Source organism: Streptomyces sp. NRRL WC-3549, from assembly GCF_000721935.1.
Classification (GTDB): Bacteria; Actinomycetota; Actinomycetes; order Streptomycetales; family Streptomycetaceae; genus Streptomyces.
Genome location: NZ_KL585391.1, coordinates 165,328 through 168,285, shown reverse-complemented (window position 1 = coordinate 168,285; position 2,958 = coordinate 165,328). Strand labels below are relative to the sequence as shown.

General features: G+C 71.8%; 2 protein-coding genes and 1 pseudogene. All 3 read left to right on the top strand.

What is annotated here, in order from left to right:
* The coding region (locus IH13_RS0109350; RefSeq protein ID WP_031082783.1) for an LCP family protein at positions 1 to 1,400 on the top strand (1,400 nt) is incomplete at its 5' end.
* A 348-nt stretch (positions 1,401 to 1,748) separates the two neighbouring features.
* Positions 1,749 to 2,202, top strand: a pseudogene (gene rsfS, locus IH13_RS37090) (ribosome silencing factor).
* A complete protein-coding gene (locus tag IH13_RS0109340; RefSeq protein WP_031082782.1) occupies positions 2,199 to 2,852 on the top strand; it encodes a histidine phosphatase family protein in 654 nt (217 codons plus the stop codon). The pseudogene rsfS and the gene IH13_RS0109340 overlap by 4 nt, the downstream one beginning before the upstream one ends.
* The last annotated feature ends 106 nt before the right edge of the window (positions 2,853 to 2,958 follow it).

Here is a 2,958-nt window from a genome sequence, read left to right as displayed (position 1 = left end):
CCGGCCGGCAGCCCGCCGTGGACACCACCCGGCAGTGGGAGGCGCAGGCACCGGCCGCGCCCGCGGCCGCACCGCCGGAACCCGAGCCGGAGCCCCGGCCGGCGCCCGACGCCGTCGTACCCGAACAGCGCCGGGCCGACCGCGACTACCGCACCGAGCAGTTCTCCTTCATCGAGGAGCCCGACGAGGACTCCGAAGACGTCATCGACTGGCTGAAGTTCACCGAGAGCCGCAGCGAACGGCGCGAGGAGGCCCGGCGCCGCGGGCGCAACCGGCTCGTCGCGCTGATAGTCGTCGCCGCCCTCGTGGTGGTCGGCGGAGCCGGATACCTCTGGTACGCGGGCAAGATCCCCGGCCTCTCGGGTCAGGAGGAGCAGAAGGCCACGACCGCCGGCCCGCAGAAGCGGGACGTCATCGTCGTCCACCTGCACAACACCAAGAAGGGCGGCACCTCCACGGCGCTGCTCGTCGACAACACCACCACGAAGCAGGGCACCACCGTCCTGCTCCCCAACTCACTCGCCGTGGCCACGGACGACGGGTCCACCACCACGCTCGGCGAGTCGGTCGACGACGACGGTTCCACCGGGACACGCGAGGCGATCGACACCCTGTTCGGCACGCGGATCGGCGGGACCTGGCGGCTCGACACCCCTTACCTGGAGAACCTCGTCGAACTCGTCGGCAACATCGAGGTCGACACCGACACCGACGTGCCGGACACCAAGAAGGGCGCCGACCCGCTGGTGAAGAAGGGCGAGGCACAGACGCTGAGCGGTCAGATGGCCGTCGCCTACGCCACCTACCAGGGCCCGGACGAGCCGGAGACCAAGCAGCTGACGCGCTTCGGCGAGGTCCTGCGCGGCGTGCTGCGCAAGATGTCGGAAGACCCCGAGGCCGCCACGGTCACGGTGGAGACGCTCGCGCAGATCCTCGACCCCTCGCTGCCCGAGAAGGACCTGGGGGCCTCGTTGGCCAAGCTCGCCGGGCACGCCAAGGTCGGCGACTACAAGACGGAGCTGCTGCCGGTGCAGGAGGACGGCACCCTCACGGCCGAGGCCACCGAGAGCGTGGTCAAGGACGTCCTGGGAGGCACGGTCACGGCCCCGGAACAGGGCGCCGCGGTACGCGTCGGCGTCCGGAACGCCACGGGGGTGGCCAAGGCGACCCAGAGCGCCAGGGTGCAGCTGGTCAACGGCGGCTACGCCTTCGTCGACGGCGGCACGGCGGGTGCCGAGTCCTCGTCCGAGGTCCGTTACCGGACCGAGGAGGACAAGGCCGAGGCGGTCGAGGTCGCCAAGACCCTGGGCCTGCCGACGAGCGCGGTGAAGAAGAGCGAACCCGCCGCGAACGCCGACGTCTCGGTCGTCCTCGGCCAGGACTACAAGATCCCGGGCTGAGCCGCCCCGGCGTCGTCCCGGGGGCGCGCGACGACGGCCACGGCACCTCACCCCGTGGCCGGGGCGCCCGCACACATCCGGTGTGCGGACGCCCGCCGGCTCGCGAGGCACCGCACCTGGCGCCGCGCCGATCCACACGGGCTACCGGGCGGCCCCGGGACCTCTCCGTCGGACGACGCAGGGCGAGGCCCCCGCCCGAGCCGCCGCGGCACCGCGAAGACGCCGGCCGCTTGCCCGCGGGCCTCCCGGTCCGCCGTGGTCCGAACGGAAGACCCCGGGCGCGTCGTCACACCGTCGGCGGTCCGTGAGACCCTAGAGGTCGATCTGACCGCCGACGAAAGCCTGCATGTGACCGCCACGGACCGCTCCATCGAGCTCATCAACGCCGCCGCCCAGGCCGCGGCCGACCGGCTCGCGCACGACATCATCGCCTACGACGTCAGTGACGTCCTGTCGATCACCGACGCCTTCCTGCTGGCCTCGGCCCCCAACGACCGCCAGGTCAAGTCGATCGTCGACGAGATCGAGGAGCTGTCTCTTATACATCGAGGAGCGGCTGCAGAAGGAGCTCGGCGCCAAGCCGGTACGCCGTGAAGGCGACCGGGACGCCCGCTGGATCCTCCTCGACTACGTCGACATCGTCATCCACGTCCAGCACAGCGAGGAGCGGGTCTTCTACGCGCTGGAGCGCCTGTGGAAGGACTGCCCCGAGATCGCTCTCCCCGAGGACGCGCTCAAGACCCGCGGCAAGGCGGAGGAGCACGCCGAGCTGAGCGGCGGCGCGGAAGGTGAGCAGAGCTGAACGGCAGCAGGAGCGGCAGGGGCCGCAGGATCGTCCTCTGGCGGCACGGGCAGACGGCGTGGAACCTGGAACGCCGTTTCCAGGGCACCACCGACATCGACCTCACCGAGACCGGCGTCGGCCAGGCCCGCCGGGCCGCCCGGCTGCTCGTCTCGCTGAGGCCGGACGCCATCGTCGCCTCCGATCTGCGGCGTGCCGCGGACACGGCGGCGGAACTCTCCGCGGTCACCGGACTGGAGATCGCCCACGACCCGGCCCTGCGCGAGACGTACGCCGGCGCCTGGCAGGGGCTCACCCACGAGGAGATCGTCGGGCAGTACGGCGAGCAGTACGCCGCGTGGAAGCGCGGTGAGCCGGTGCGCAGGGGCGGTGGCGAGCTGGAGACCGAGGTCGCCGACCGGGCCGCGCCGGTGGTGCTGGAGCACGCCGACAAGCTGCCGGACGACGGCACACTGGTCGTGGTCAGCCACGGCGGCACGATCCGGACGACCATCGGACGTCTGCTCGGCCTCGAGGCACACCACTGGGAAGGGCTCGGCGGCCTTTCCAACTGCTGCTGGTCCGTGCTCGGCGAAGGCGCGCGGGGCTGGCGGCTGCTCGAGCACAACGCGGGCACCCTCCCCCAGCCGGTCCTCGGCGACGACGCCTAGGGGGCCGTCACCGGGGCGCGGGGGCCGGATTTCGCTTTCCGGCAGGTCACAGGCTAAAGTTCTTCTTGTTCGCAGCGCGGAAACGCAGGGAAACACAGCGGACAGC